Source organism: Blastococcus sp. OS1-29 (assembly GCF_057628075.1).
Genome location: NZ_JBXXJK010000003.1, coordinates 370,431 through 396,134, shown reverse-complemented (window position 1 = coordinate 396,134; position 25,704 = coordinate 370,431). Strand labels below are relative to the sequence as shown.

Below are 25,704 nucleotides of genomic sequence, written 5' to 3'. Positions count from 1 at the left end.
GGGCCGCGAGCGGGGCTGCTCTGCCCATGCGTGAGCTCGCAAGCTCGCTCACGGCGTCAGCCCGCCCATCGCCCGCTCCCGCAGCGAGCGGGCCTGCGCCTCGAGCGCGACCAGCTGCCCGAACACCTTCGTGTACTCCTCGGGCGCCTCGACCGGGTTCATCCGCTGCAGCTTGCTCTTCAACGACGCGACCCGACGGACGGTGGCCATCTCCTGCAGGCGGGCCAGCACGGCGTTCACGTAGACCGAGTCGCCCTCGCCGACGGACCGCATGGGCTCGACGGCCAGCGCGGTGAGCATCGCCCGCGCCGACTCCCGCACGCAGTGCGCGGCGACCTCGTCCAGCCATGCCGCACCCGTGACGGTCGCGGCCGCCGCTCCCCCGGCGCCGGCCACGGCCTCGGCCACTGCCGCGTAGTCGGGGTCGGTGTAGGCGGCCGGCGGGATCGCGTCGAACGACGGCCCCGCCACCTCGGGCACCTGCAGCGCCGCCTTCACGGCCTCGCGCTCGACCTCGATCGCCGCGTCGTCCGGCGTGCGCTGCGGGCCACGCGGCCGGGCCCGCGGACGCTCGGTGCCCTCTCCGCCGAGCCGGCGGAGCCGCTCCATGACGTCGCTCTCGTCCGGCAGGCCCAGCAACCCGGCCAGCCGGCGGGCGTAGGCGGGGCGAAGCGCGTGGTCCTTGATCTGTGCCAGCAGCGGCGCGGTCTTCTCCAGGGCGGCGACGCGGCCCTCGACGGTGTCCAGGTCGTAGGCGGCGATCGTCGTCTTCAGGACGAACTCGATCAGCGGGGTGCGACGGGCGATCAGGTCGCGGACGGCGGCGTCCCCGTGCTCCTGCCGCAGCTCGCACGGGTCGTTGCCGTTCGGCTCGACCGCGACGAACGTCTGGCCGACGAACCGCTGGTCCTCGGCGAACGTCTTCATCGCCGCCGCCTGGCCCGCCGCGTCCCCGTCGAAGGTGTAGACGACCTCGCCGCGGAACTCGTCCTGGTCCATGAGCAGCCGCCGCAGCACGCTGATGTGCTCGCCGCCGAAGGCGGTGCCGCAGGAGGCGACGGCGGTGGTGACGCCGGCGAGGTGGCAGGCCATCACGTCGGTGTAGCCCTCGACGACGACGGCCTGGTGCTTGCGCGCGATGTCCCGCTTGGCCCGCTCGATGCCGTAGAGCACCGTCGACTTCTTGTAGAGCGGGGTCTCCGGGGTGTTCAGGTACTTCGGGCCCGGGTCGTCGTCCATCAGCTTGCGGGCGCCGAAGCCGATGACGTCACCGGTGATGTCGCGGATCGGCCAGACCAGCCGCCGGTGGAAACGGTCGATCAGCGTGCCGCGGGAGGACTCCTTGGCCAGCCCCCCGGTGACCAGCTCGGCCTGGGTGAATCCCTTGCCGCGCAGGTGGCGGGTCAGCGCATCCCAGCCGGCCGGCGCGAAACCGCAGCCGAAGTCGATCGCCACCTGCCGGTCGAAACCGCGCTCGGCGAGGAACTGTCGGGCCGGGGCCGCCTCGGGCGTGCCGAGCTGCTCGACGAAGAACGCCGCCGCCGCCGCGTTGGCCGCGACGAGCCGGGCCCGCTGGCCGACGTTCGCGCGATCAGGGGCGCCGGTCGCCCGGCCGCTGTCGTCCTCGTAGTGCAGCTCGACGTTCGCCCGTCCCGCCAGCAGTTCCACCGACTCGGAGAACGACAGGTGGTCGATCTGCTGGATGAAAGAGATGACGTCGCCACCCATCCCGCAGCCGAAGCAGTGCCAGAGCCCGCGCGACGGGGTCACCTGGAACGACGGTGACTTCTCGTCGTGGAACGGGCACAGCCCCTTGAGGCTGCCGCCACCCGCGCGCTTGAGCTGCAGATGCTCGCCGACGATCTCGTCGATCTTCGACCGCTCGCGCACCAGCGCGATGTCGGCGGCCCGGATCCGTCCCCGCGGCGGCATCAGCTGGCCCCCGCGATGGTCGCCGCCGCGACGCCACCGGCGACGGCGGCCTTGCGGCGGCTCAGCACGAGCTCGACCCAGAGCAGGAAGACCTGCTGGTGCAGCGGCAGGGCGTCGTCCGCCGTCAGCGTGGGACGGGGTGACCAGCGTCCTGTCGAGCCGCTCTCGGCGAGCTGCTTTCCCCCGCTGAGGTAGCGGTGGGTGCCGCGCCAGATCGAGGCGTTCTGCATCTCGACCTGCCGCCCCTCGAGGTCGAGGGTCCAGGTGCCCTTCCAGAGCGACGCCGTTCGCGCCCGCAACCGCGCGGCGTCCGCGGGTTCGGCCGACCACCGGCCGAGCAGTTCACCCTTCCGCTTGGTGAACACCCACTCGCGGTCACCCACGTGCGCCGTCGCCGCCTCTTTCCAGTTCGAGGCTCGCAGCACCGCCACGACCGATCCGTCGCGGAGCACCGGCAGTTCCCCCTTCGGGTACCCGAGCGTGCCGGCCTTGCCGAGTTCGAGCACGATCCCCCCTCAGCCGATCCCCGGCGCGCCGGCAACGCTCGCGCCCGTCGCGCGATACAGCAGATAGGCAGCAGTCTCCCGCAGGATGTAGCGGAACTGGGTGGCGCGGGTCTGCACGGCCGGGCCCTGCCTCGTCGGCGAGCTGGTCGCTGCCAGGCCGGAGTCCTCCGCCATGCGCTGGGCGCGCATCGCGTGCCAGGGGTCCGTGACCAGGACGGCGCTGTGCCAGCCCCGCTGATCGAACGCGCTGGACACCGCCCGCATGCTCTCCAGCGTGTCCACGCCCTCCGGCACGGCCAGCAGGGCGTCGCGCGGGATGCCGGAGCTCGCCAGGTAGTCACGGCCTGCCTCGGCCTCGGTGAACTGATCGCCGCTCTTCTTGCCGCCGACGGTCACGATGACGGGTGCGACGCCTGCCTCGTACAGCTTCCTCGCGTGCTCCAGGCGCGCCGCGAAGATCGACGACGGGACGCCGTTGTACTGCGCCGACCCGAGCACCACGATCGCGTCGGACGACGGCCGCGAGTCCTGCCGGGCGTTCCACCAGATCGCGAGCGCGGTGGACGTGACCAGCAGCAGGAGCGCCAGGACGGCCGCCCCGGCCACCCGGTTCATCAGGCTCCCGAGGCGCACTCCCACAGGTCATGGGTACCACGTCGTGCTGACGCCCCGCCGACCCCTGGGGACAGGGCGCGAACGAACCGCTCCCGCGTGCGGGGACGGCGGAGGAGGCTGCCGCCCACCGTCCCGAGGACCAGCGGAAGGAACCCTCCATGGACCGTCACGTGGTCACCGGCGCGGAGCTGCCGCCCTCGATCGGCCCCTACTCGCACGCCGTCCGAGCCGGTGGGTTCGTCTTCGTCTCCGGGCAGCCCGGCGTGGACCCGGCGACGGGCGCCGTCGCCGAGTCCTTCGGCGGCCAGGCCCGTCAGGCGTTCGCGAACCTGGCGACGGTTCTGCGGGTCGCCGGCAGCCGACCCGACCTCGTCGTCAGCACCACGGTGCTCGTCGCCGACCAGGCCGACTTCCCCGAGCTGAACACCCTGTTCGCCGGCTTCTTCCCCACCGACCCGCCGGCCCGGATGACCATGCAGGTGCCGCTCCCCCGCGGGTTGCTGATCTCCATCGGGTGCACGGCGGTCGACGCGAGCTGAGGTCACAGCTGCAGGATCGTGGCGGAGAACAGGTAGGCCGCCGCCACCCCTTCCGGGTCGTGCAGATCCGCGGGATCGTCCCTCGTCGTCCGGGAACGGGCCCGGACGGCGGCGCCCGGGTCCTTCGCCACCAGATCGACGCACAGCCCGTCGACGACCGCGGCGGCGTCGTGGTCGTCCAGCCCGTCGAGGGCCAGACCGTTGTAGAGCAGGGTCGCGACCTCGGTGAACACCTCGCGGGCCATCTCGAGGTCGACGTCGGGCCGGTTCCTGGCCACCTCCTCGGCGGTTGCCAGGAACCGGTCGAACGGCGGGCTGAACGCACCGGGCGGCATGCCGCGAGCCTCGCGGTGCGCCCGGACCGCGGCAAGCGGATTTCAGCCGGCGGCGCGCTCCCCGCCGAGCGCGGCCCGGCCGGCCTCCAGCCGCGCGACCGGCACGCGGAACGGTGAACAGGACACGTAGTCCAGACCGACCTCGTGGAAGAAGTGCACCGAGTCCGGGTCGCCGCCGTGCTCGCCGCAGATGCCGAGCTTGAGGTCCGGCTTGGCCGCCCGGCCGCCCTCGACCGCGATCTCCACGAGCCGGCCGACGCCGGGCAGATCCAGCGACTCGAACGGCGAGATGCCGAAGATGCCCTTGTCCAGGTACTGGTGGAAGAACGCCGCCTCGACGTCGTCCCGCGAGAAACCCCACGTCATCTGGGTCAGGTCGTTGGTGCCGAAGGAGAAGAAGTCGGCCGCTCCGGCGATCTCGCCCGCGGTCATCACCGCGCGCGGCACCTCGATCATCGTGCCGATGGTGGCCGGGACGTCGACCCCCTCGGCCTCGGCGACCTCGGCGAGCACCTTCTCGGTCTCCTCGCGGATCGCCTCGAGCTCCTGTACGGCGCCGACCAGCGGGATCATGATCTCCGGGTGCGGGTCGCCGCCGGCCTTCTTGCGCTCAGCCGCCGCCTCGGCGATCGCTCGCACCTGCATGGTGAACAGGCCGGGAACCACGAGCCCCAGCCGAACACCGCGGAGGCCCAGCATCGGGTTCTCCTCGTGCATCGCCTGCACCGCCGCGAGCAGCCGGAGCGTCCCCTCGTCGTGCTCCCCGCGCTCCTCCGCGATCGCCACCCGCACCGAGAGGTCGGTCAGGTCGGGCAGGAACTCGTGCAGCGGCGGGTCGAGCAGCCGGATCGTCGTCGGCAGGCCGTCCATCGCCTCGAAGATCTCGAGGAAGTCCTGCTTCTGCAGCGGCTCCAGCTGGTCGAGCGCGGCGTTCCGCTCGTCGGCGTTCTCGGCGAGGATCAGCGTCTCCACCAGCTGCCGCCGGTCGCCCAGGAACATGTGCTCGGTGCGGCACAACCCGATCCCCTGGGCACCGAACCGCCGGGCGCGCGCCGAGTCGTCGGGGGTGTCGGCATTGGCGCGCACGCCCAGCCGCCGCTTCTCGTCGGCGTGGCTGAGGATCCGGTGCACGCTGCGCACCAGGTCGTCGGCCTCGTCGGAGTCGGGCGCGATCTCGCCCTCGAAGTAGCGGACGACGGCCGGCGCCTCCACCGGCACCTCGCCCAGCCACACCCGGCCGGTCGAGCCGTCGATGGAGATGACGTCGCCCTCGCCGACCACCGTGCCGTCGGGTGCCCTGAACTGCTTCTTCTTCGTGTCGACCTGCAGCTCCTCGGCGCCGCACACGCAGGTCTTGCCCATCCCGCGAGCGACGACCGCGGCGTGCGAGGTCTTGCCGCCGCGGCTGGTGAGCACGCCCTCCGCGGCGATCATCCCGGACAGGTCGTCGGGGTTGGTCTCCCGGCGGACCAGCACGACCTTCTCGCCCCTGTTCGCCCACTCCACCGCGGTCTCCGACGAGAACACCGCCTTGCCGACGGCCGCGCCGGGCGAGGCGTTCATGCCCTGGGTGAGCTGCTTGGCGTCGCCGCTCTCGCCGAAGCGCGGGAACATCAGCTGGGCGAGCTGGTCGCCGGTGACCCGCCGCACGGCCTCGTCCATGTCGATGAGGCCCTCGTCGACCAGCTGGGTGGCGATGACGAACGCGGCACCCGCCGTCCGCTTGCCCACGCGGGTCTGCAGCATCCAGAGCTTGTTGCGCTCGATGGTGAACTCGATGTCGCACAGGTCGCGGTAGTGCGACTCGAGCGTCGACATCGTCTCCATGAGCTCGGCGTACGCGCCCCGGTCGATGTTCTCGAGGTCCGCCAGCGGCACGGTGTTGCGGATGCCGGCGACGACGTCCTCGCCCTGGGCGTTCTGCAGGTAGTCGCCGTAGACGCCCTGCGCACCGCTGCCCGGGTCACGGGTGAACGCGACGCCGGTGCCGGAGTCCTCGCCCAGGTTGCCGAAGACCATCGAGCAGACGTTGACCGCGGTGCCGGCGTCGCTCGGGATGCGCTCGCGGCGGCGGTAGATGATCGCACGGTCGGAGTTCCACGAGTCGAAGACGGCGTTGATCGCCATGTCCATCTGCTCGCGCGGATCCATGGGGAAGTCCGAGCCGGTCTGCTCCTTGACGATCGCCTTGAATCGGCCGACCACGTCCTCGAGGTGCGCGGCGTCGAGGTCGAGGTCGAGGTCGGTGCCCTGCTCGCGCTTCACCTCGTCCAGAGCGTGCTCGAACAGTTCGCCGTCGATGTCGAGCACGGTCTTGCCGAACATCTGGATCAAGCGGCGGTAGGAGTCCCAGGCGAACCGCTCGCTGCCGGCCTGCTGCGCCAGCCCCTTCACCGACTGGTCGTTGAGCCCGACGTTCAGGACGGTCTCCATCATCCCGGGCATCGACGCGGCCGCGCCCGAGCGGACCGACACGAGAAGCGGGTCCTCAGGGTCACCCAGCGTCTTGCCCATGGCCTTCTCCAGCGCGGCCAGGTGCTCGCTGACCTGGGCGTTGAGCTCCGGCGGCGTGCCGCCGTGCTCCAGGTAGTACCGGCAGGTGTCCGTGGTGATCGTGAAACCCGGCGGCACCGGCAGGCCCAGGTTGGTCATCTCGGCGAGATTGGCGCCCTTGCCGCCGAGCAGGTCCTTCTGCTCCTTGTTGCCCTCGCTGAAGTCGTAGACCCACTTCTGATCAGCCATCGGGCACCTCCGCGCTCGTCTGTCTCCGGCGAACGCGTCACCGTGGAACGACGACGCGGGTCGACAAGACGTCCTAAACGTCCCATCCATTCTGTGCCGTCGATCGTGGCGGACGGAGGGGCCGAACGCGAGAGGAGTCGCAGTGACTCAGCTCACCACTCGATCGGAGAACCACCCGATCGGCTCAATCGACACCGCAGATGTGCGGGCCGCCGGAGTTGATCACCGTCATCGTCGTCCGCGATCCGTCGTTCCACGCGACCGAGACCCGCTGCGCCGGGGCGCCGTGGAGCTCGGCGTCCGACGTGCCGACCACGGAGCCCGTCCCGTCACCGAGGTAGCGGCCGGCGATGTCGCCGGGTGCCAGATCCGCCCGCTCCTGATCGCACAGCAGCGAGTAGGCCGTGTCGGTGTCGCCCTTGTGCAGCGCGGCCAGGAACACCTGCACCGCCTGGCGCGACTGGTCGCCGGCCGAGCCCTTGACCAGCGGCAGGAGCACGACCATGAGGACGGCGACCACGACGGTGGCGCCGAAGATCAGGACGACGAACTTCCCCGATCGGCGGGGCGAGCCGGTGTGCAGCGGCTCCGGACCGTCGTCGTAGAGGAACGGGCCGTTCACTGCTGGACCGCCGCTCATCCGCCGCTCACATCCAGTTCGGCGCCCGCGGGCGGGCGCGGGTCGTCACGGTCGGCCAGCCAGCCCTCGGGCAGGGCCACCGGCCGCGCAGTGCTCGTCCGGCCACGCGGGGCACCGAGGACGGCGACCGGGTACGGCTGGTCGGGGATGCCCGCGAGCATGCCGGCGAGCTCGTCCAGGCTGCTCACCATCGCCAGCGCCCGGCGGACGTCGGAGCCGACCGAGAAGCCCTTGAGGTACCAGGCCACGTGCTTGCGGAAGTCGGTGCATCCGTGCAGCTCGCCCAGCTCCGCGCTGAGCAGCTCGGCGTGCCGGTGCATGATCGCCGCGACCTCGCGGAGGGTGGGCAGGATGCGGCGACTCTCCCCGGCGAAGGCGGCGGCGAGGTCGCCGAACAGCCACGGCCGGCCGAGGCAGCCCCGGCCGATGACCACGCCCGCGCAGCCGGTGTCGGCGACCATGCGCAGCGCGTCGTCGGCCTCCCAGATGTCGCCGTTGCCGAGCACCGGGATGTCGACCGCCTCGACCAGGCGGGCGATCGGCGACCAGTCGGCGGTGCCGCTGTAGAGCTGGTCAGCGGTGCGGCCGTGCAGGGTGATGGCGGCGGCGCCCTCGTCCTGCGCGATGCGGCCGGCGTCGAGGTACGTGACGTGGTCGACGTCGATGCCGATGCGGGTCTTGACGGTCACCGGCACGTCTCCGGCGGCGCGGACGGCGGCGCGCACGATGTCGCGGAACAGCACCCGGCGCCACGGCAGCGCCGACCCGCCGCCCTTGCGCGTCACCTTCGGCACCGGGCAGCCGAAGTTCAGGTCGATGTGCGCCGGGCGCGTGCCCGCGACGTTCTCGTCGACCAGCATCGCCACGGCCCGGCCCACGGTCGTCGGGTCGACGCCGTACAGCTGGACGGAGAACGCGTCCTTCTCGTCGGCGGTCGCACGCACCATGCGGAGCGTCTTCTCGTTGCGCTCGACCAGGGCGCGGGTAGTGATCATCTCGCAGACGTAGAGGCCGGCGCCGAACTCGCGGCACAGGGTGCGGAACGCCGGGTTGGTGATGCCGGCCATCGGGGCGAGAACCACCGCGGGATCGACCGCGAGCGGGCCGAGCTTCAGCGGCGGCAGGGCCGTCGTCGTCGGCTCGAGCGTGCTGGTCACGACACCCAGGGTAGGCGGCGCCGTCCGGGCGACGGTTTGTGCACTAACCGTCGCGGCAGTCAGTGCACAAACCGTCAGAGCAGCCAGCCCTGCTGCTCGGCGGTACGGACGGCCTCGGTGCGGTTGCGCGCGCCGGTCTTGCCGATCGCCGCCGACAGGTGGTTGCGCACCGTGCCCTCCGACAGGTGCAGGGCCGCGGCGACGTCGGCCACCGTGCCGCGCTCGCGAGCCGCCCGCAGGACCTCGGTCTCGCGCGCGGTCAGGGGGCTGGCGCCCGACACCAGCGATTCCTCGGCGAGCGCCGGGTCGAGCACCCGCAGCCCCGCGTGCACCCGCCGCACGGCCTCGGCGAGCTGCCGGGCCGGGGTGTCCTTCACCACGAAGCCGCTCGCGCCCGCCTCGACGGCCCGGCGCAGGTACCCCGGCCGGCCGAACGTCGTCACCACGAGCGCCCGGCACGTCGGCACCGCCCTGCGCAGCGCCGCGGTGGCGGCGATCCCGTCCAGTCCCGGCATCTCCACGTCGATCAGGACGACGTCCGCGCGGCCGCGCAGCGCCGCCTCGACCACCTCGTCGCCCCGGCCGACCTCCCCGACCACCTCGAGGTCGGACTCCAGGTCGAGCAGGGCGGCCAGCGCGCCGCGGACCAGGGCCTGGTCGTCGGCCACCAGCAGCCGGATCACGGCGCCGTCCCGACGACGACCCGCAGCAGGAACCCGCCCTCCGGCGCGCGCCCGACCACCAACCGGCCGCCGGTCTTCTCGGCGCGGGCCCGCAGACCGGCCAGCCCGTTCCCCGCATCGGAGGGGCCGGGCCCGCGGCCGTCGTCGCGGACCTCGACGCAGTCCGCGGTCAGCTGGATGCCGCACCAGGTGGCGCCCGAGTGCCGGACGACGTTGGTGACGCGCTCCCGCAACGCCCAGGCGAACAGCTCGCGGTGTCGGGCGGGGACGACGTCCACGGCACCGGGGAGATCGACCCGGATCCCCGCGGCGGCCAGCGCCGAGCGCGCGGCCGCCAGCTCGCCGGTGAGGGACACCTCCCGGGTGCCGGACACCGTCGCACGCACGTCGGCCAGCGCCTCGCGGGCCAGCCGCTCGACGTCGGTGACCTCGCCGCGCACGCGGTCGACCGCGGGATCGGGCGGCAGCGTCTCCAGCAGTCGGCCGGCGAGTTCCGCCTTCACGGTGATCACCGTCAGCGAGTGGCCGAGGATGTCGTGCACGTCGCGGCCCATCCGTTCCCGCTCCTGGGTCACGGCGAGGTCGACCAGCTGCTCACGGGCGCGGGCCAGCTGGGCGTTGCGCTCGATCACCTGGCCGATCCCGAAGGCCGCGAAGCAGCCGAGCAGCAACTGCGGGACGAAGCCGTCGTTCGGTGTCCAGCCGGGCAGGACGCGGGGCAGCACGAGGACGAGTCCGGCCAGGACGGCGACGACCGCTGCCGCATGCCGCGGCGGAAGGTGATGGCCGCCGCGACACCGACGTAGACCAGTCCGGCCAGCGAGGTGTCGCCCCCGGCGGGTGCGACCAGCGCGAGCAGCGCCACCCCGGCCAGGAGGACGGCGAGCACCGACCGCGCGTTGGGTGGCCGTCCGACGTGCACGCGACGGTTCCGCCACCAGGCGAAGAACCAGAGGAACCCGGCGGAGAACGCGAGGAGAGCGGCCACACCGAGCACCCGGAGCGGCACAGGGGTGGACGTCGCCGTCCACACCTTGCGCAGTGGCTGCACCAGGTAGACCAGCCAGATCCCGGCGAACAGCCAGCCGAGCCGGCCCGGCGGGTGCTCCGGCTCCCAGGAGGCGCGGCGCTCGCCGGAGGGCACCGCCCGCTCCCGGGCGGTGCCCTCCGTCGTGGTGCTCATGCCGAGCAGTCTGGCCCCCTTGCAGGGGTCCGCCGCGAGCTTGCGAGTGGTGGGGGGCAAGGGGTCCTCTTTCAGACCCGGGCGGTGTCGCGACGGAACCGCCAGACCGCGCCGGCCGCGAAGACGAGCGTCCAGACGACGACGTTGGCGATGGCGGTGGTGTTCACCGGGTCGGCCGTCAGAGGCGCCCGCGCGAGCACCCCGACGCCGTACGCGGGCGTGAACTTCGCGATGTCCTGGAAGGTCTGCCCCAGGACGGACAACGGCACGAACAGGCCGCCGAAGAAGGCGAGCAGCGCCAGCACCGGACCGAGGATCTGCATGACGTTCTCCGACGGCAGCAGGTACCCCATGAACAGCCCGAATGCGGCGAACACCAGAGCGCCCACCCACGCCACGAGGGCCGAGACGACCCACACCCAGCCGTCCATCCGTGCCCCACCGAGCGCGCCGACGCCGTACACGATCGCGACGGAGAGACCACCCAGCACCATGGCGGTGATGATCTTCACCAGCACGTAGGCGACCGGGTTGAGCGGAGTGAGCCGCAGCTGCCGCGACCAGCCCACCGCCCGCTCCAGGCCGACCGAGGCGCCCCCCGCCGTCGTCGCGATCATCGCGCCGTAGACGGCGAGACTGATCATCACGTAGGCGGTCACGTTGCCGCGGCCGACCTGCTCGGTGGTGTGCCCGGTTCCGAAGGCCCAGAAGAACAGCGGCGGGATGATGAGTGTGAAGATCACCGTCCGGCGGTTGCGGAGGAGGCGGCGGATCTCCAGCCGCAGGAACGTCGGGGAGAAGCCGCCCAGGGCAGGGACCCGGCGGTCGGGGACGGTCGTGGTCATCGGTTGTCTCCGGTCAGGGCGAGGAACGCGTCCTCGAGTCCGCGCGAGGTGATCTGCAGGTCGTGCGCCGGGGTGGCGCCGAGCAGGTGCCGGGCGACGGCGTCGGAGTCGGCGGCGGCGATCAGCACGGTGTCACCGCGCAGCTCGACGTCCTCGACCCCGAGCAGGGCCCGCAGCCGGTCGGCGTCCGCGGGACCGATGCCGTCCCACGTGGCGCTGATCCGCCGGCCCGAGGACATCGCGCGGATCTCCGACGACGTCCCGTCGGCCACCACCCGGCCGCGGCTGACCAGGACCACCCGGTCGGCGTAGGCGTCGGCCTCCTCCAGGTAGTGGGTCGCGAACAGCACCGTCCGGCCGCGCTCGGCGTCGGCGCGGATGGCGGTCCAGAAGTCGCGCCGTCCCTCGACGTCCATACCGGTGGTCGGCTCGTCGAGGATCAGGAGCTCCGGCTCGGGCAGCAGTGCCATGGCGAACCGCAGCCGCTGCTGCTGGCCGCCGGAGCACTTGCCGACCCGCCGGTCGCCGATCTCGGCGATGCCGGCACGCTCGAGCACCTCGGCCACCGGCCGGGTGTGCGCGAAGAGCGCCGCGGTCAGTTCCAGCGTCTCCCGGACGGTCAGCTCCTTGAGCAGGCCGCCGGTCTGCATGACGGCGGACACGAGGCCGTGGGCGACGGCGGTGCGCGGCGCACGCCCGTAGACCTCGACGCTGCCGATGTCGGGCTGCGAGAGGCCGAGGACCATGTCGATGGTCGTCGTCTTGCCGGCACCGTTCGGACCGAGGAACGCGACGATCTCGCCCGGCTCGATGGTCAGGTCGAGGCCGTCGACGGCGATGACCGGGCCGAAGCGCTTCGTCAGCCCGCGGAGGGCGATGGCCGGGGTCCGGTCGGAAAGGTCCACGGAGCTGTCCGTGTCCGGGTAGGTCTGCGCCATGTCGTGAGCATCGACCGAGTCGGCCTCGGCCGACTCGGTCGCGCATCACGACCTGCCCGTGACAACCGTCACCCGTGCGCCGTGAGCGCGGGCTTCCGACGCGGCAGCACCCGCCGGAAGGTCGGCCCGGGAGGAGCCGGGATCTGCGCGCGCTGAGCCGCCGTGCTCGCGCGCGCGCGGCGCAGCTCCAGCTTCAGGCTCTCCTCGCCGCGCGCCATGGCCCAGCGGTGGTTGGCCTCGAACGCGGGGCGCAGCAGCCAGCCGAGCCGTCGGAGCAGCGGCTTCCCGGCACTGACTCGCCAGTCGTAGGTGATCACGACCTCCGGTCCGTCCTGCACGAACGTCCACCGGCCCGTTCCGTTGAGGTCCCCGGCGGCCGACAGCGCGAAGCCCTCGTCGGTGAACGGCTCGGTGATGGTCAGCGTCCACCTGAGCGTGTAGGGCAGCCAGCCCGTGGTGTGCAGGTCGGTCACGCTGCCGACCCCGTCGGCGTCCCCTTCCTCGCGCGACACGACCTCCAGATAGACCGCCGGCCACCAGCGCGGCAGCGTCCGGCCGTCGCGGAGCACCGCCTTCACCTCGGCGATCGTGCCGGGGACCCGCCACACCGTGACGAACGCGTAGTCGCTGCTGGTCATCTCGAGCCGCCTCTTCCCGCCCGCCCCCAGGAGGGGCCGAGAACCAGGTCCTCGGCTTCTGGTGGTGGTGCCCGGACGGCAGTACGGTCCCGCAGGCGGCGGAGGAATGCCATGGCTTCACGCGCTGCGGATCAGCTGAAGGACGACCGCGTCCTGACGACGACCCGAGTCGTCTCGGCGGTGATCATTCCGTTCCTGGTGCTCGCGTTCGTGGTGCTCGACGGCTGGCCCCGCGACACCGCGCGGCTGTTCGCCTGGCCGATCAAGCCACCGCTGACGGCGATGGTCCTCGGTTCGGTGTACCTCGGCGGCGCCTACTTCTTCGCGCGCGCCGTCCGGGCCACTCGGTGGCACACGATCAAGGGCGGGTTCCCGCCGGTCGCGACGTTCGCGACGCTGATGGGGATCGCCACGATCCTGCATTGGGAGAAGTTCACCCACTCGCACGTGGCCTTCTGGCTGTGGGCCGGCCTCTACTTCACGACACCGTTCCTCATCGCCGGTGTCTGGATCGTGAACCGCCGGTTCGAGGACCGCACGGCCGATGACGAGGTGCTCGTGCCCGAGCCGATGGCGCGGGTCATCGGCGCCATCGGCGTCCTCGCGGCAGCGATGAGCGCCTTCCTCTTCCTCTTCCCGCAGGCGGCGATCGACGTCTGGCCGTGGGCGCTGACCCCGCTGACCGCGCGGGTGATGGGCGCCATCTTCGCGTTGGGGCTGGCAGCGGTGGGTGCGTTCACCGAGCGCCGCTGGAGCGCCTACCGGCTACTGGTGCAGGTGGAGATGGTCATGCTCACCCTGATCCTGGTGAGCGGGATCCGAGGGGCGGCCGACTGGGATCCGTCGAATGTTCTGACCTGGCTGTTCGCGGCGGGGTTCGCCGGGGTGCTCGCCGCCTCCGTCGTCCTCTACCTGCGGATGGTGCGACTCGCCCGCCCGACGACGCCGGCGGATGTTCAGCAGCCGGGGAGGCGGGCGGCGAGGTAGGCCTCCACCGCGTCCAGTCCCACGCGCTCCTGGCTCATCGTGTCCCGCTCCCGGACCGTCACGGCCTGGTCGTCGAGGGTGTCGAAGTCGACGGTGAGGCAGAAGGGCGTCCCGACCTCGTCCTGGCGCCGGTACCGCCGTCCGATGGCGCCGGCGTCGTCGAAGTCGACGTTCCAGTTCCGCCGCAGAGCGGCGGCCAGGTCCTTGGCCTTCGGCGAGAGGTCCGCGTTGCGCGACAGCGGCAGGACGGCGACCTTCACCGGCGCGAGCCGCGGGTCGAGCCGAAGCACCGTGCGGGTGTCGACGCCGCCCTTCGCGTTCGGCGCCTCGTCCTCGGTGTAGGCCTCGACGAGGAACGCCATGAGCGAGCGGGTCAGACCGGCCGCCGGCTCGATGACGTACGGCGTCCAGCGGGTGTTGTTCGCCTGGTCGAAGAAGGTCAGGTCGTTGCCCGAGTGCTCCGAGTGGGTCTTCAGGTCGAAGTCGGTGCGGTTGGCGATGCCCTCGAGCTCACCCCACTCCGAGCCCTGGAAGCCGAACCGGTACTCGATGTCGACGGTGCGCGTCGAGTAGTGGGACAGCTTCTCCTTCGGGTGCTCGTAGTGCCGCAGGTTGTCCGGGGAGATGCCGAGGTCGGTGTACCAGCGGGTGCGCTCGTCGATCCAGTACTGGTGCCACTGCTCGTCGGTGCCCGGCTCGACGAAGAACTCCATCTCCATCTGCTCGAACTCGCGGGTGCGGAAGATGAAGTTCCCCGGGGTGATCTCGTTGCGGAACGACTTGCCGATCTGGCCGATGCCGAACGGCGGCTTCTTGCGCGCGGCGCCCATCACGTTGGCGAAGTTCACGAAGATGCCCTGCGCGGTCTCCGGGCGCAGGTAGTGCAGGCCGGACTCGTCCTCGACCGGGCCGAGGTAGGTCTTGAGCATCATGTTGAAGTCGCGCGGCTCGGTCCACGCGCCCTTCGTGCCGCAGTTGGGGCAGGAGATGTCGGCCAGCCCGTTCTCCGGCGCCCGGCCCTTGCGCTCCTGGAACTCCTCCTCGAGGTGGTCGGCCCGGAAGCGCTTGTGGCAGCTCTGACACTCGGTCAGCGGGTCGGTGAAGACGCCGACGTGGCCCGAGGCGACCCAGACCTGGCGCGGCAGGATGACCGAGGAGTCCAGCCCGACGATGTCGTCCCGGCTCTGGACGACGGTCCGCCACCACTGCTTCTTGATGTTCTCCTTGAGCTCGACGCCCAGGGGCCCGTAGTCCCACGCGGAGCGGGTGCCGCCGTAGATCTCACCCGACGGGAACACGAAACCCCGGCGCTTGCAGAGGTTCACGACCTTGTCGAGGCGGGCGGGGTCGTGCTTGGTGGTGCTCTCGCTCACGGCGGGGATGCTCCATCCGGCTGGCGGTCGGCGGGGGTTGACCTGCCCACGGTAGTTGGGTGGTGGGCAGGGTCGGACGGGGCGGTCTACGGCCGGGCGGCGGCGACCACCCTCTCCTTCAGCTGCTGGGCCGTCGCACGATGGGCGGGGCCGGGGAAGGTCGCCCCCGGCGCGACGTAGGGCTGCCCGTACGCCGGGGTGTCCGGCTGGAAGCGCCAGCCCTCCGCCAGCGGGCCGGCGTCGTAGGCGTCGTACCCGATCGAGTCGAGGAACTCCGTCACCGTCCGCTTGGCCGCGGCGTCGTCCCCGGCAATCGCGAGCGCGGAGCGTTCGGGGTCCCCCGCGGGACGGGCCAGCTCCGCCAGGTGACCGAAGAAGATGTTGTTGAACGCCTTCACCACGTGCGACTCCGGCAGGTGCTGCTGCAACAGCTCGCTGCTCGTGGTCGACCCGTCGTCGAGCGCGGCGATCGCGCCGTCGCGCTGCGGGTAGTAGTTGTTCGTGTCGATGACGACCTTGCCGCGCAGCGGCTCGACCGGAACCTCGCGGTAGGCCTTCAACGGGATCGTCACCACCACGATCTCGCCGGCCGCCGCCGCCTCGGCCGGGGTGGCCGCCCGGGCCCGCGGGCCGAGCTGCGCGACGAGGTCGCTGAGGGTCTCCGGGCCGCGGCTGTTGCTGAGCACCACCTCGTGGCCCCCGTCGACGGCCAGCCGGGCCACCGTGCTGCCGATGTGTCCGCTGCCGATGAGTCCGATCGTCGTCATGTCCTGGGCAAGCCGCGGCAGGCGGTGCTGATTCCCCGGACGCTCAGGCACCCCGGAGCAGCAGCACCCACCAGACGCCGGACACGGCGATCACGAGCACGGGAAGCAGAGCCAGCACGACCCAGGGCCAGCGGCGGGCAGAGCGAGGTGTCCGCCCCACGGTCGGCTTCGGCCGGCCGACCGCCGCCTCCGGCGACGCGAAGGCGATGGTGCGTTCGCGCGACCGACCGAACGGGGGGCTGAGCTGGTCGGTCGGCTGATCGACCGTCGAGGTCTCCGCAACGGTCTGCCGCCGCAGACGCGGCAGCGCCGCCCATCGCATGTCCCGCGTGGGGTCGGCAGCGGCGGACGGCGTGCCCGCCTGGTTCTGCGGTGGCGAATCGGTCATGGCGGCGTGTGTCTCCCCGAGGGTCGTCGCCGGCGGGGCCGACGGATTCTCCGGGTTGTGCCCGCATCGGCCGCCCGCTACGCCTCCGCGGCGGCCTGCACGGCGAGCGCCGTCCGGATCTGGACGTGACGGGCGAGGAAGGCGCGCTCGTCCAGCCGCTTGCGCCGAAGCCAGCCGGTGACCTCGTCGTTGCACTTGCTCGCGTTGCAGGAGCGGCAGGCCGGCGCGATGTTGTCGAGCGTGTAGCGGCCGCCGCGGGAGATCGGCAGCACGCAGTCACGCTGCAGCGGCGTCCCGGTCGCGCCGCAGTACGCGCAGCCGCCCCACGCCGCCTGGAGCGCCGCCCACTGATGCGGCGTCAGGTCGTGCTCGACGCGGTCCATCCGGCGCTTGCGCTTGCGCGCGTGGCGCGCGCCCACGGTTCGGCTGACCACCCGGGCAGCGTAGGGCCGGGCGCCTCGAATCCGTCGCCGCCCCGCCCGGCCGCGTGCCCTGGTGCGGTACCGGCGGCCGAACTCCCCCACGACCCGCGGGCGCGGCGAAGAACCGCGGTTCTAGTCGGACTTCTGCATGGAAGCCTGCTGTTCGATGCGCTGGCGCTGCCGCTCGAGCTCGCCCTCGCCCTCGTTCTCCGCGTCGTACAGCTTCAGATTGCCCACCTGGAGTTCGCGCATCAGCGCATCGAGCTTGACGTGGATCGCGGCCGTGTCCCTGTTCTGGGTGTTCTGGATGATGAACACCATCAGGAAGGTGACGATCGTCGTCCCGGTGTTGATGATCAGCTGCCAGGTGTCGGAGAAACCGAGAAGGGGGCCGCTGAGCCCCCAGGCGATCAGGACCACCAGGGCCGCGATGAAGACCCACGCATGACCGAGGACCTTCGACGTTCGTGTGGTGAACCGAGTGAAGATGCCCGGTTCCTGTTCGGCTCCCGTTCCCATCTCTCCGCCTCCTCGCAGGCCGTCTACCTGCCAGTGAGCACCTTCGCGCCGACCTGCGCAAACGCTGTCAGTCCATCGGCGCGACAGTCCCTCAGCGTGCCGATGCCGCCGGCACGTCCCCTGGTCGTCCGTCGTCGAGCGGCACGTAGACGCCGGGCTCGTCGAGGGCGTGCACCCAGACGGGCGCCCCGGTGATCTTCACGTCCGCGTTCGACAGCGCCCGCCGGTAGGAGCCCACGCCGTCCCAGCGGGTCACCAGCGCCCACAGGTCGGGGTCGTCCGCGGCGCGACCGAGGTCGCCGCCAAGGAATCCCGGTCGGCCCCCGAGCGCGGCCAGCAGCGCCGGCACGGCCGCGGCCAGCGCCGCCGCGTCGTCCCCTGTTGCGCGGAACCGCGTCACCGCGAACACGTCGTCCTCCCCTGCCTGCTCCGATCCGGAGCCCAGACGTTGCCATGCTGGTGTCAGGGCCCGCCTGTCACCATGGACGCATGGCCCGCACCACCCGTCAGCGCGAAGCCGTTCGAGCGGTCTTCCAGGACCTCGACGGCTTCCACAGCGCCCAGGAGGTGCACCAGCGGCTGCGGGAGGGTGGCGACGCGGTCGGGTTGTCGACCGTGTACCGGGCGGTGCAGTCGCTGGCGGACGACGGCGAGCTCGACTCGATCCGCACGGATTCCGGCGAGGCGCTCTACCGCCGCTGCAGCCCCCAGCACCATCACCACCTGGTCTGCCGGATCTGCGGCCTGACCGTCGAGGTGGCCGGGCCGGCGGTGGAGCAGTGGGCCGACCGGGTCGCCGGCGAGCACGGCTTCGCCGACATCAGTCACACGCTGGAGATCTTCGGCACCTGCGCCGCATGCCGGTCGGCCGCCGCTGATCAGATGAAGTCGCAGACCGTCCCGTCCGACCGCACGTAGACCAGCAGCAGGAACTCCTCGCCGTCGTCGAGCTGCAGCGTGAACGACGCGATGTCGCTGTCGGAGTCCTGGTTGTAGATGATGCTGTCGAACGTCCCGTCGCTGACGCCGTGGCCGCTCAGGGTGTGCTCGAGGAAGTAGCTGCCCAGGGTCGAGGCGGGGTCGTCGCCGGCCGCGGCGTCGGTCGCCGACTGCTGCACCTCGGCGCAGGAGAGGTCGTAGGCCGTCTGGTAGTCGCCGTCGGCCATCGCCTGCACCCAGGCCAGGGCGACCTGGTCGGATCCGGCGAACCGTGCCTGCTCCCCGCTGTTCCGGTCCGCGACCTGGGCGCCACCGGGGAGCTCGCCGTGCGCGGCCGGACCCGGACTCGGCGCGGTGGCGGACGCGGTCGCCGCGGTCGTGTTCGTCGCTGCGCCGGTGAGGTCGGTCTTCCCGTCGCCACGCAGCAGCAGGACCAGCAGGATGCCGATCCCGGACAGCAGCACGGCCCCGCTGACGATGAGCCACGGCAGCAGCTCGGGCTTCTTCGGTGGCGGCGGAGGCGGAGCGGCGGGTCCGGAGCCCGGCGGCCCGTAGCCGTACGGAGGCCCGTACGGGAACTGCCCGCGCGACCCGTACGGCGGCTGGCTCATGGCGTCTCCCGCGGTCTCGGCCGGCGACATCGGGCGGTGCCCGCACCGTAGTGAGGTTCCCCCGTCCCGGATATCTCCCCGAACGCCCGCGGACGGTCTCCGTCAGGCGCTGCCGAACCGCCGCTGCCGCGAGGCGTACTCCTCGCACGCCGCCCACAGGTGCCGGCGGTCGAAGTCGGGCCAGAGGGTGTCGAGGAAGACGAACTCGGCGTAGGCCGACTGCCACAGCAGGAAGTTGCTGGTGCGGTTCTCGCCCGAGCTGCGCACGAACAGGTCGACGTCGGGCATGTCGGGCTCGTCGAGGAACCGGGCGACGGTCTTCTCGTCGATCTTGTCCGGGTTGAGCCGCCCGGCGGCGACCTCGCGACCGATCGCGGCGGCGGCGTCGGCGATCTCGGCCCGGCCGCCGTAGTTCACGCACATGGTGAGCGTGAGGACGTCGTTGTCGCGGGTCAGCTCCTCGGCGATCTCCAGCTCGTTGATGACGCTGCGCCACAAGCGCGGACGACGGCCGGCCCACCGCACCCGCACGCCCAGCTCGTGCATCTCGTCGCGGCGGCGGCGGATCACGTCGCGGTTGAAGCCCATGAGGAACCGCACCTCGTCGGGGCTGCGCCGCCAGTTCTCGGTGGAGAAGGCGTACGCGCTGATCTGCCTGATACCGAGCTCGATGGCGCCCTCGACGCAGTCGAACAACGAGGACTCCCCCGCCTCGTGCCCCGCCGTCCGGGGCAGCCCGCGCTGCTTGGCCCAGCGGCCGTTGCCGTCCATGACGATGGCGACGTGCCCGGGCACCTTGTCGGCGGGGATCTCCGGTGGCCGCGCACCGGACGGGTGCGGGTTCGGCGCCTTCACTTCTCTCTTCACGAGCGGTCCACCAACGCCAACGACCGAAGGCCGCGCTCGAGGTGCCACTGCAGCAGCGCGGCCACCAGACCGCTGCCCTCGCGCCGGTTGGTGCCCTGACTCGCCTCGGCGCGGTCCCAGTCACCGGTCAGCAGCGCGTCGAGCAGCTCGATGGTCACCGGGCTGGGCATCGACGAGCCGGTCGGCCGGCACGCCGGGCAGACCATGCCGCCGGCTGGCACGGAGAAGTGCCGGTGCGGGCCCTCCTCGCCGCAGCGTGCGCAGCCGGACAGCGCCGGTTCCCAGCCGGCCACCGACATCGCCCGCAGCAGGAACGCGTCGAGGACGAGCCCGGCCGGGTGCGACCGGTCGGCGAGCGACCGCAGCGCCCCGATCACCAGCAGGAAGAGCCGCAGCGAGGGCTCCTTCTCCTCCGACGTCAACCGGTCGGCGGTCTCCAGGACGGCGGTGCCGGCGGTGTAGCAGGGGTAGTCGTCGACGACGTCGTTGCCGTAGGACCGGATGGACTCCGCCTGGTTCACGATGTCGAGGTTGCGCCCGGTGTAGAACTGCAGGTCGACGTGGCTGAACGGCTCGAGCCGCGACCCGAACTTGCTCTTGGTGCGGCGCACGCCCTTCGCCACCGCGCGCACCTTGCCGTGCCGCCGGGTGAGCACGGTGACGATCCGGTCGGCCTCCCCCAGCTTCTGGGTGCGCAGCACGATGCCCTCGTCGCGGTAGAGGGACTTCGGGGTCGTACTCAATAGCCCAGCCGATTCAGCTTCTTCGGGTCGTCCTGCCACTCGCCGAGCACCGTGACGTGCAGCTCCAGGTGCACCCGCGCACCGAGCAGCGTCTCCATGCCCTGCCGGGCCTCCGTGCCGATCTGCTTGATGATCGAGCCGCCCTTGCCCAGCAGCATCGGCTTCTGGCTGTTCCGCTCGACGTGCAGCAGCGCGTGCACCTCGACCAGTTCGCCGTCCTTGCGCTTCGGGTCGGGACGACGGGTCAGCTCCTCCACCGTGACGGCCAGGGAGTGCGGCACCTCCTGGCGCACCTTCTCCAGAGCGGCCTCGCGGATCAGCTCGGCGATCTGCCGCTCGGTGTCCTCGTCCGTCGTCTGCTCTTCGGGATACAGCGGCGGGCCCTCCGGGAGCAGCCTGATCAGCAGGTCCTCGAGCAGCTCGACCTGGTCGCCGGCGACCGCGCTGACAGGCACGACCTCCGCGGCGTCGACCAGCCGGCTCGCGGCGATCAGCTGCTCGGTGATCTGCTTCTTGGAGGCGGCGTCGGTCTTGGTGACCACCAGGACGATCGGCGCCTTGACCTCGCGCAGCTGGCGGGCGATGAATGCGTCGCCGGTGCCGACGGGCTGGTCGGCCGGGATGCAGAACACGATGACGTCGACGTCGGAGAGGGTGTCGCGGACGACGTCGTTGAGTCGCTTGCCCAGCAGCCTCTTGGGCTTGTGCAGCCCCGGGGTGTCGACCAGGACGATCTGGCCCGCGGGCTTGTGCACCACGCCGCGGATGGCGTGCCGGGTGGTCTGCGGGCGGTTGCTGACGATGCCGACCTTCTCGCCGACCAGCGCGTTGGTCAGCGTCGTCTTGCCGGCGTTGGGGCGGCCCACCAGGGCGACGAAGCCGCTGCGGTGCGGCGACTGCTCAGGAAGGCTCACCCCGCCAGTCTCCCACCGCCTGCCGACCGAATCGCCGCACCAGGTGCCGGCCGGCCGTCCCGTCAGCGGTCGAGTCCGGCCGCCCGTCGCGCGGCCACGACGACCGGGTTGTCGGGCGCCGCCCAGGCGACCTCCCAGAAGTTGTCCTCCGGGTCGGCGAAGTAGGCATCGCGCCCCTCGAAGAACTCCGCGTCCACCGGGGCCTTCGTGATCCGGGCGCCTGCGCGGACCGCCCGCTCGACCAGCCGGTCGACGTCCTCCGGTGTGTCGACGGTGATGATGATGCTGAACCGGATTCCTCCCTGGCCGCCCTCCGGCGCAGCGCCGCTGTCGGCACCGAGCTTCTCGAGGGGGAACAGGGCGAGGACCGCGCCGCGCAGTTCGAAGGCGACGAAGTCGTCGGAGTCGAACGCCATCGGCCAGCCCAGCTCGGCGTAGAACCGCCGCTGCCGGTCGTAGTCTCTGACCCCCAGCGTGATCGTGTTCGCCAACGGCGCGCCGGGCGTCACGTCGCACCTCCGGTGCGGAGGGAGGCCAGGACCTCGACATCGGCTCGGTCCTTGCCGGCACTCAGCGGGTCGAGCCGGGGACCGGACTTGTCCTCCAGCAGAGCGGTCAGACCGACGACGCGGGCCACCACACCGGCAACCTCGGCCTCGTCGTCGCCGAACGACCCGGCCGGCCAGTCGCCCCTGCCCTCCCGGAGCGGCGTGTACACCGTCCCCCCGTCGTCCCGTTCGAGGAGGGCCAGTTCGAGCCGGACGTCGCCTCGCTCGTAGCCGGTGTAGCCGTCCTCGTCCGGCTCGGGGGCGTGGCTCCAGCCGTCGCCCTCGAGCAGCGCCCGGACCCGGTCCATGTCCGCGGCCCAGACGGAGACGTCGACGTCCGCGTGATCCCGGGTCACACGTCGGGCGTGGAAGTCGACCGCCCAGCCGCCGAACAACCAGTAGTCGATGCCCTGGTCGGTGAGGGCCCCGTGCAACCAGCCGATGGTCCGGAGCTGGGCCGCCGCACCCGCGCGCATGACGGACATGGTCGCCCCACCGTGCCCGGACCACCAGGGGAGGTCGCGCGGGCGTCAGACCGTGGTGCGGAGGCTCCCCTCGGGTCCCGCCAGGTGGACCGGCGCGGACGGCGTCAGATCGCGGACGGCGGCGAGCCCGTCGGCCTCCACCTCCTCGGACGCCGACACGATGGCCGCCGCCTCGAGCCCCTCGACCCCGCTGGACACGGCGGCGGCCACCGCGGCCTGCAGCGCCGACAGCTTCAGCGAGGGCAGGTCGACCGACGCCGCGAGGTAGGTGCGGCCGTCGGTGTCGCGGACGGCGGCTCCCTCGGCGGCGCCTGTGCGGCCGCGGGCCGATCGGGCGAGCGTGACGAGCTTGGCGTCCTCGGGCTGCAGGTCAGACACGGGTCCTCAGCCTTCCACGGGCGTGGGGACGTCCGCGCGGGTGGCCCCCCGCCCGTTCGAGGCTCGGGGCTCCTCGGCGTCGTCGTCCTCCGAGGGGGGCTCGACTCGGCAGACCAGCATGGTGTCGATGCGGTTGCGCCGACCGCCGGTGCTCTCCGCGACCAGCCGGAGGCCGCCGATCTCCGCGGCGGCACCCTCGATCGGCACCCGGCCCAGCGCCCGGGCGAGCAGGCCGCCCACCGTCTCGACGTCGTCGTCCTCGGGCAGTTCGACGTCGAACAGCTCCGCCAGGTCCTCGACCGGCAGGCGGGCGGTGACCCGCATCGAGCCGTCCGGCAGCTCCTCGACCGGTGGCCGCTGGAAGCCGTCGTGCTCGTCGGCGATCTCCCCCACGATCTCCTCGAGGATGTCCTCGATGGTGACCAGCCCGGCGAAGCCGCCGTACTCGTCGACCACGATCGCGATGTGGATGCGCTGGGCCTGCATGTCGCGCAGCAGCTCGTCGACCGGCTTGGACTCCGGGACGAACGTCGGGGTGCGCATGAGCTCCTCGACGCGGGGCCCGCGCTGGTCGGAGCTGTTCTGCGACCGGCGGACGAGGTCCTTGAGGTAGACCACCCCGACGACGTCGTCGACGTTCTCGCCGATCACCGGCAGCCGGCTGAACCCGCTGCGCAGCGCGAGGGCGAGGGCCTGTCGCACGGTCTTGGTGCGCTCGATCCACACGACGTCGGTGCGCGGCACCATGACCTCGCGGGCGATGGTGTCGCCCAGCTCGAAGACCGAATGGATCATCTGGCGCTCGCCGGACTCCACCACACCGCGCTCCTCGGCCATGTCGACCAGCTCGCGCAGCTCCACCTCGGAGGAGAACGGACCGTCCCGGAAGCCGCGACCCGGCGTGATCATGTTGCCGATCAGGATCAGCAGGGTGGCCACCGGACCCAGCACCCGTCCCAGCAGCCGGACGACGCCCGCCGTCGCGAGCGCGATGCCGTAGGCGTGCTGCCGGCCCAGCGTGCGCGGGCCGACGCCGACGAGGACGTAGCTGACCACGATCATCCCGCCGGCAGCGGTGAGCACTGTCTTCCAGCCGCTGCCCCAGAGGTCGTAGAAGAGCACCGTCACGATGACGGCGGCGAGCGTCTCGCAGACGATCCGCAGCAGGAGCAGCAGCGCGACGTGCCGGGCCCGCTCGGCCACTACCTCTTCCAGTGCGGCGGCGCGCTTGACGCCCTCGCGGCGCATCTCCTCGACGCGCGCCTTGGACACCCGCTGCAGCCCGGCGTCCAGGGCGGCGAAGAAGGCACCGAGAGGGACGAGGAGGATCGCGATCACGAGCAGGGTGATCGCCGAGGAACTCATCGCGGACCGGGCTCCCTGGTCGCCGGCTCGCCCGTCACCGGCTCGCGCGGCGCCGACCGCCAGCCCTCGATGAGTTTCTGCTGGAGACCGAACATCTCCTTCTCCTCATCGGGGTCCATGTGGTCGTACCCGAGCAGGTGCAACACGCCGTGCGTGGCCAGCAGGACCAGTTCGTCGTCCATGGAGTGACCGGCGGCCCGCGCCTGCCGCACGGCGACGGCTGGGCAGAGGACGACGTCGCCGAGCAGGGCGGGCCCCGGGTCGGGGTCGTCGGGCCGGCCGGTGTCGAGCTCGTCCATGGGGAAGGCGAGGACGTCGGTCGGGCCCTTCTCGCCCATCCAGCGCTCGTGCAGGCTGCTCATGTACTCGACGTCGACGCACAGCACCGACAGCTCGGCCATCGGGTTGACCTGCATCTCGCCCAGCACGTAGCGGCAGACGGCCGCGAGCTCGGACTCGTCGACGGCGATCTCGGACTCGTTGGCGACCTCGACGGGCACGGTCAGCTCCCCTGACGGCGCGGTCGGGACGCCCGGACCGGGGCGCCGCCCGGTCGGGCGGGCGCGGGCTGCCGGGAGGCGTCGAACCGCTCGTAGGCGTCGACGATGTCGCTCACGAGGCGGTGCCGGACGACGTCCGAGCTCGTCAGCGTGGCGAAATGCACGTCGTCGATGCCGTCGAGGATCTCCCGGACGACCCGCAATCCACTCTGCTGGCCACCGGGCAGGTCCACCTGGGTGATGTCGCCGGTGACGACCATCTTCGAGCCGAACCCGAGCCGGGTCAGGAACATCTTCATCTGCTCGGCGGTAGTGTTCTGCGCCTCGTCGAGGATCACGAACGAATCGTTGATCGACCGGCCACGCATGAAGGCCAGGGGCGCGACCTCGATCGTGCCGGCGGCCATCAGTCGAGGAATCGACTCCGGGTCGACCATGTCGTGCAGCGCGTCGTACAGCGGCCGCAGGTAGGGGTCGATCTTCTCGCTCAGCGTTCCCGGCAGGTAGCCGAGGCGCTCGCCGGCCTCGACCGCCGGGCGGGTCAGGATGATCCGGTTGACCTGCTTGGTCTGCAGCGCCTGCACGGCCTTGGCCATGGCCAGGTAGGTCTTGCCGGTACCGGCCGGCCCGATGCCGAAGACGATCGTATTGGCGTCGATCGCGTCGACGTAGCGCTTCTGGTTTAGCGTCTTCGGCCGGATCGTGCGGCCGCGGCGGCTAATGATGTCGAGGCTCAGCACGTCGGCCGGCCGTTCGGAGCCGCCGCTCTTGAGCATCGCGATGACCCGGCGGACCGAGTCCGGCCGCAGCTCCTGGCGGGTGCCGAGCAGGGCGATCAGCTCGTCGAAGACGCGGACGGCGAACGCGTTGTCGGCCGGCTGCCCGGTGACGGCGATCTCGTTGCCGCGGACGTGGATGTCGGCCTCGACCTCGGCCTCGACCAGGCGGAGGAGCTCGTCGGCCGAGCCGAGGAGGGCGACCATCGAGACGGAATCGGGAACGGTGATGGTGGTCCGGACGGCCGCGGGTGTGCCGGAGGCCGCGTCCTGAGCCGCAGCGCGCGCCGAGGCCTCTCGGGACGCGCTGCCATCAGCTGCGGGGACGCCTGGGGCGGTGTCGGGCAAGAACCCTCGACCCTGCCTTCC

32 protein-coding genes are annotated in these 25,704 nt (G+C 71.8%); 3 read left to right on the top strand and 29 right to left on the bottom strand.

What is annotated here, in order from left to right; translation table 11 throughout:
- Positions 1-48: 48 nt before the first annotated feature.
- Genes dnaG through AC2H4J_RS10045 form a run of 3 tightly spaced genes read right to left on the bottom strand, consistent with a single transcriptional unit; the run spans position 49 to position 3,077 of the window.
- Positions 49-1,932, bottom strand: coding sequence for a DNA primase (gene dnaG, locus AC2H4J_RS10055; RefSeq protein WP_487464721.1), 1,884 nt, complete (start codon positions 1,930-1,932; stop codon positions 49-51).
- Complete coding sequence (locus AC2H4J_RS10050; RefSeq protein ID WP_487464720.1) at positions 1,932-2,438, bottom strand: hypothetical protein; 507 nt, start codon at positions 2,436-2,438, stop codon at positions 1,932-1,934. Before AC2H4J_RS10050 ends, dnaG begins: the two co-directional genes overlap by 1 nt.
- Before the next feature lie 9 nt (positions 2,439-2,447).
- A complete protein-coding gene (locus AC2H4J_RS10045; protein ID WP_487464719.1) occupies positions 2,448-3,077 on the bottom strand; it encodes a YdcF family protein in 630 nt (209 codons plus the stop codon).
- Positions 3,078-3,211: 134 nt separating this feature from the next.
- Between AC2H4J_RS10045 and AC2H4J_RS10040 the strand changes: the two genes are divergently transcribed.
- Positions 3,212-3,592 carry a RidA family protein gene (locus AC2H4J_RS10040; protein WP_487464718.1) on the top strand — a complete coding sequence of 127 codons (381 nt, stop codon included), beginning with the start codon at positions 3,212-3,214 and terminating at the stop codon, positions 3,590-3,592.
- A 2-nt stretch (positions 3,593-3,594) separates the two neighbouring features.
- Here the strand turns inward: AC2H4J_RS10040 and AC2H4J_RS10035 are convergent, their stop codons facing one another.
- The 10 genes from AC2H4J_RS10035 to AC2H4J_RS09990 all read right to left on the bottom strand — a co-directional run bounded on the left by AC2H4J_RS10035 (position 3,595) and on the right by AC2H4J_RS09990 (position 12,753).
- Positions 3,595-3,927, bottom strand: a complete 333-nt coding sequence (locus tag AC2H4J_RS10035) for a hypothetical protein (RefSeq protein WP_487464717.1) — start codon at positions 3,925-3,927, stop codon at positions 3,595-3,597.
- Between the two features lie 42 nt (positions 3,928-3,969).
- The gene (gene ppdK, locus AC2H4J_RS10030; protein WP_487464716.1) at positions 3,970-6,669 is read right to left on the bottom strand and encodes a pyruvate, phosphate dikinase; all 2,700 of its coding nucleotides are present in this window, start codon (positions 6,667-6,669) and stop codon (positions 3,970-3,972) included.
- 184 nt (positions 6,670-6,853) lie between these two features.
- Positions 6,854-7,309: a hypothetical protein gene (locus AC2H4J_RS10025; protein ID WP_487464715.1), complete on the bottom strand. Its 456-nt coding sequence runs from the start codon at positions 7,307-7,309 to the stop codon at positions 6,854-6,856.
- The gene (gene dusB / locus AC2H4J_RS10020; protein ID WP_487464714.1) at positions 7,306-8,466 is read right to left on the bottom strand and encodes a tRNA dihydrouridine synthase DusB; all 1,161 of its coding nucleotides are present in this window, start codon (positions 8,464-8,466) and stop codon (positions 7,306-7,308) included. The genes AC2H4J_RS10025 and dusB overlap by 4 nt, the downstream gene beginning before the upstream one ends.
- Before the next feature lie 74 nt (positions 8,467-8,540).
- The gene (locus AC2H4J_RS10015) at positions 8,541-9,149 is read right to left on the bottom strand and encodes a response regulator transcription factor (RefSeq protein ID WP_487464713.1); all 609 of its coding nucleotides are present in this window, start codon (positions 9,147-9,149) and stop codon (positions 8,541-8,543) included.
- Positions 9,146-9,874, bottom strand: coding sequence for a sensor histidine kinase (locus AC2H4J_RS10010; protein ID WP_487464712.1), 729 nt, complete (start codon positions 9,872-9,874; stop codon positions 9,146-9,148). Before AC2H4J_RS10010 ends, AC2H4J_RS10015 begins: the two co-directional genes overlap by 4 nt.
- Positions 9,778-10,332: a hypothetical protein gene (locus AC2H4J_RS10005; protein ID WP_487464711.1), complete on the bottom strand. Its 555-nt coding sequence runs from the start codon at positions 10,330-10,332 to the stop codon at positions 9,778-9,780. Before AC2H4J_RS10005 ends, AC2H4J_RS10010 begins: the two co-directional genes overlap by 97 nt.
- A gap of 71 nt (positions 10,333-10,403) precedes the next feature.
- The gene (locus tag AC2H4J_RS10000; RefSeq protein ID WP_487464710.1) at positions 10,404-11,177 is read right to left on the bottom strand and encodes an ABC transporter permease; all 774 of its coding nucleotides are present in this window, start codon (positions 11,175-11,177) and stop codon (positions 10,404-10,406) included.
- Entirely contained in the window at positions 11,174-12,115 is a 942-nt protein-coding gene (locus tag AC2H4J_RS09995; protein WP_487464709.1) for an ABC transporter ATP-binding protein, read from the bottom strand. Before AC2H4J_RS09995 ends, AC2H4J_RS10000 begins: the two co-directional genes overlap by 4 nt.
- A 68-nt stretch (positions 12,116-12,183) precedes the next feature.
- Positions 12,184-12,753 carry an SRPBCC family protein gene (locus AC2H4J_RS09990; RefSeq protein WP_487464708.1) on the bottom strand — a complete coding sequence of 190 codons (570 nt, stop codon included), beginning with the start codon at positions 12,751-12,753 and terminating at the stop codon, positions 12,184-12,186.
- Positions 12,754-12,864: 111 nt separating this feature from the next.
- On the opposite strand from AC2H4J_RS09990, the gene AC2H4J_RS09985 reads away from it, so the two are divergent.
- Entirely contained in the window at positions 12,865-13,740 is an 876-nt protein-coding gene (locus AC2H4J_RS09985; RefSeq protein ID WP_487464707.1) for a hypothetical protein, read from the top strand.
- Here AC2H4J_RS09985 and AC2H4J_RS09980 read toward each other — a convergent pair.
- From AC2H4J_RS09980 to AC2H4J_RS09955, 6 genes are all read right to left on the bottom strand, one after another.
- Positions 13,710-15,113 (bottom strand): glycine--tRNA ligase, encoded by a 1,404-nt coding sequence (locus AC2H4J_RS09980; protein ID WP_487464706.1) that lies wholly within the window; start codon positions 15,111-15,113, stop codon positions 13,710-13,712. The two genes, AC2H4J_RS09985 and AC2H4J_RS09980, sit on opposite strands and share 31 nt — an antisense overlap.
- Positions 15,114-15,199: 86 nt before the next feature.
- Entirely contained in the window at positions 15,200-15,880 is a 681-nt protein-coding gene (locus AC2H4J_RS09975; RefSeq protein ID WP_487464705.1) for an NADPH-dependent F420 reductase, read from the bottom strand.
- A gap of 43 nt (positions 15,881-15,923) precedes the next feature.
- Positions 15,924-16,268, bottom strand: coding sequence for a hypothetical protein (locus AC2H4J_RS09970; protein WP_487464704.1), 345 nt, complete (start codon positions 16,266-16,268; stop codon positions 15,924-15,926).
- Between the two features lie 77 nt (positions 16,269-16,345).
- Positions 16,346-16,702 (bottom strand): HNH endonuclease, encoded by a 357-nt coding sequence (locus tag AC2H4J_RS09965; RefSeq protein ID WP_487464703.1) that lies wholly within the window; start codon positions 16,700-16,702, stop codon positions 16,346-16,348.
- Positions 16,703-16,822: 120 nt separating this feature from the next.
- Complete coding sequence (locus AC2H4J_RS09960) at positions 16,823-17,209, bottom strand: low affinity iron permease family protein (RefSeq protein WP_487464702.1); 387 nt, start codon at positions 17,207-17,209, stop codon at positions 16,823-16,825.
- A 91-nt stretch (positions 17,210-17,300) separates the two neighbouring features.
- Positions 17,301-17,618 carry an antibiotic biosynthesis monooxygenase family protein gene (locus AC2H4J_RS09955; protein ID WP_487464701.1) on the bottom strand — a complete coding sequence of 106 codons (318 nt, stop codon included), beginning with the start codon at positions 17,616-17,618 and terminating at the stop codon, positions 17,301-17,303.
- Between the two features lie 80 nt (positions 17,619-17,698).
- Between AC2H4J_RS09955 and AC2H4J_RS09950 the strand changes: the two genes are divergently transcribed.
- Complete coding sequence (locus AC2H4J_RS09950; protein WP_487464700.1) at positions 17,699-18,127, top strand: Fur family transcriptional regulator; 429 nt, start codon at positions 17,699-17,701, stop codon at positions 18,125-18,127.
- Here AC2H4J_RS09950 and AC2H4J_RS09945 read toward each other — a convergent pair.
- The 10 genes from AC2H4J_RS09945 to AC2H4J_RS09900 form a co-directional block, all read right to left on the bottom strand.
- Positions 18,088-18,759, bottom strand: coding sequence for a hypothetical protein (locus tag AC2H4J_RS09945; RefSeq protein ID WP_487464699.1), 672 nt, complete (start codon positions 18,757-18,759; stop codon positions 18,088-18,090). The two genes, AC2H4J_RS09950 and AC2H4J_RS09945, sit on opposite strands and share 40 nt — an antisense overlap.
- A gap of 102 nt (positions 18,760-18,861) precedes the next feature.
- Positions 18,862-19,626, bottom strand: coding sequence for an isoprenyl transferase (locus AC2H4J_RS09940; RefSeq protein ID WP_487464698.1), 765 nt, complete (start codon positions 19,624-19,626; stop codon positions 18,862-18,864).
- Entirely contained in the window at positions 19,623-20,369 is a 747-nt protein-coding gene (gene recO / locus AC2H4J_RS09935) for a DNA repair protein RecO (protein WP_487464697.1), read from the bottom strand. The genes AC2H4J_RS09940 and recO overlap by 4 nt, the downstream gene beginning before the upstream one ends.
- A complete protein-coding gene (era, locus tag AC2H4J_RS09930; RefSeq protein WP_487464696.1) occupies positions 20,366-21,283 on the bottom strand; it encodes a GTPase Era in 918 nt (305 codons plus the stop codon). Before era ends, recO begins: the two co-directional genes overlap by 4 nt.
- Before the next feature lie 62 nt (positions 21,284-21,345).
- Positions 21,346-21,792 carry a VOC family protein gene (locus AC2H4J_RS09925; protein ID WP_487464695.1) on the bottom strand — a complete coding sequence of 149 codons (447 nt, stop codon included), beginning with the start codon at positions 21,790-21,792 and terminating at the stop codon, positions 21,346-21,348.
- Positions 21,789-22,316, bottom strand: coding sequence for a nucleotidyltransferase domain-containing protein (locus AC2H4J_RS09920; protein ID WP_487464694.1), 528 nt, complete (start codon positions 22,314-22,316; stop codon positions 21,789-21,791). Before AC2H4J_RS09920 ends, AC2H4J_RS09925 begins: the two co-directional genes overlap by 4 nt.
- A 45-nt stretch (positions 22,317-22,361) precedes the next feature.
- Entirely contained in the window at positions 22,362-22,694 is a 333-nt protein-coding gene (locus AC2H4J_RS09915; RefSeq protein ID WP_487464693.1) for a cytidine deaminase, read from the bottom strand.
- Between the two features lie 6 nt (positions 22,695-22,700).
- On the bottom strand, positions 22,701-24,059 hold the full coding sequence (locus tag AC2H4J_RS09910) for a hemolysin family protein (protein ID WP_487464692.1): 1,359 nt from the start codon (positions 24,057-24,059) through the stop codon (positions 22,701-22,703).
- Positions 24,056-24,559: an rRNA maturation RNase YbeY gene (gene ybeY / locus AC2H4J_RS09905; RefSeq protein WP_487464691.1), complete on the bottom strand. Its 504-nt coding sequence runs from the start codon at positions 24,557-24,559 to the stop codon at positions 24,056-24,058. Before ybeY ends, AC2H4J_RS09910 begins: the two co-directional genes overlap by 4 nt.
- Positions 24,560-24,561: 2 nt before the next feature.
- Positions 24,562-25,542, bottom strand: coding sequence for a PhoH family protein (locus AC2H4J_RS09900; protein WP_487464690.1), 981 nt, complete (start codon positions 25,540-25,542; stop codon positions 24,562-24,564).
- Between the last annotated feature and the right edge of the window lie 162 nt (positions 25,543-25,704).